The organism is Pseudoalteromonas sp. NZS71, from assembly GCF_015864715.1.
GTDB classification, from domain to species: domain Bacteria; phylum Pseudomonadota; class Gammaproteobacteria; order Enterobacterales; family Alteromonadaceae; genus Pseudoalteromonas; species Pseudoalteromonas arctica.
The window spans coordinates 1-1410 of sequence record NZ_JADYWS010000073.1 but is presented as its reverse complement, the minus strand read 5'-3'; the positions used below and the strand labels follow the sequence as shown (position 1 = coordinate 1410).

Annotated in this window: 1 protein-coding gene; it reads right to left on the bottom strand. The window is 33.8% G+C overall.

All coding sequences use genetic code 11. The features are described from left to right. Positions 1-41 precede the first annotated feature (41 nt). On the bottom strand, positions 42-1313 hold the full coding sequence (locus tag I6E85_RS20760; RefSeq protein ID WP_197237321.1) for an IS4 family transposase: 1272 nt from the start codon (positions 1311-1313) through the stop codon (positions 42-44). Positions 1314-1410: the final 97 nt, after the last annotated feature.

The following is a 1410-nucleotide window of genomic DNA, read 5'->3' as shown; positions in this document are numbered from 1 at the left end:
ATGTCATAGGTAGGTACTTAAGAAAAACATTAAGTACAGCCTTAAAAATTTGGCTCTACCCCATACTGAAATACTCCTGTTTTTCGATCGCGTTTGGGGTGTGCCCTAGCAGCATTTTTCCTCAGAAAGTCAAATGCTCCATTAACTGCATTTAACAATCCTTTCCTATGCTTCCTAATAATCGCTGTTAATATGCCAATCCACCAAACACCCGTTGTTTTTGCTACTGTCATTGTAGACATTTCAGTTTTGAATATCTTTTCAATACAGCCAGTTAAAAACCTTTTAAGCATGGTTACTATTAAACTTACATAAATTAGCGCCTCTTGTAAGGTTGCGTTTGATGTTTGAAAGCCGCGTAAATTATTATAAGACTTACACTCCTTAAAAAGTAATTCAACCTGCCAGCGTAACCTATATAATTTGCCTATTTCAGTCGCTGTAAATTCATCAATAGATAAATTAGTGACTAAAAATGTATATTGTTTTTCTTTTTTTGACCAATACCCAACGACTCTTGTTAGCTTGTTTTTTATGCTAACATTCATATCAATAAGATCATTTTTAGGTAATTCGGGGAGCAATTCACATAACTTTGGGGAATGACTTCCTGTTAATTCCTGTCCATTTTGCTTAAAAGCATTATGTACTCTGACTGCTTTTAACCCCTTAGCTCTTAATACGTAAAATCCTCCTGCTTTATCTAATTCATGAATATAACTACCTGAATAATACCCTCTATCAGCAAGTAACAACTGTCCTTTCAACTCTTTAAATGTTGGAAGTTCTTCACGTTCAGAATAACTGTCTGGTGTTATACCTGCTTTTTCAAAGCAACCTTGCGTTAAATTTAAAGTAGCATGCAATTCAATCGCTGCTGGACACGTATTTGAAAATCGCCCAGGAAAAACATCTTTTAAAGAACGATGAAGCATAATAGAGCTACCGTCCTGAATTAAAATATTCTCAAACTTGAACAAATCTTTTTTCGTGTACTTAAGCGCATCATTTATCCAACAATTAAAAACTCTATTTGTTACCTCTCGCATTAGTTCAGCTAGTTCAGGTTTAACTAACTGGTTATGAAAAGGCTTATACTTAATAGACTGCCCTGTTAGCTGATTATAAACTCTTAATATTTCGGATAAATAGATCGTTTTTTTATCCCCAAGCGCAGCAACAAGACTAACAACCATATGAAATGCGGTAATATTTCTTTCTCTTTTAGTAAATGCTACTTGTTTACCAAGTCGGTTCAGTTTTTTTTCACTTAGGATACTTTTTAACTTATTAATAAAAATGTTAGCATTCATTTGAAGCTCTTTTCTTGATTCTGTGGTTTGTGTGGTAACAACCATTTGATCATGAATTGAGCTTCAACTCAATTTCTTAAGATCTTACCTATGACAT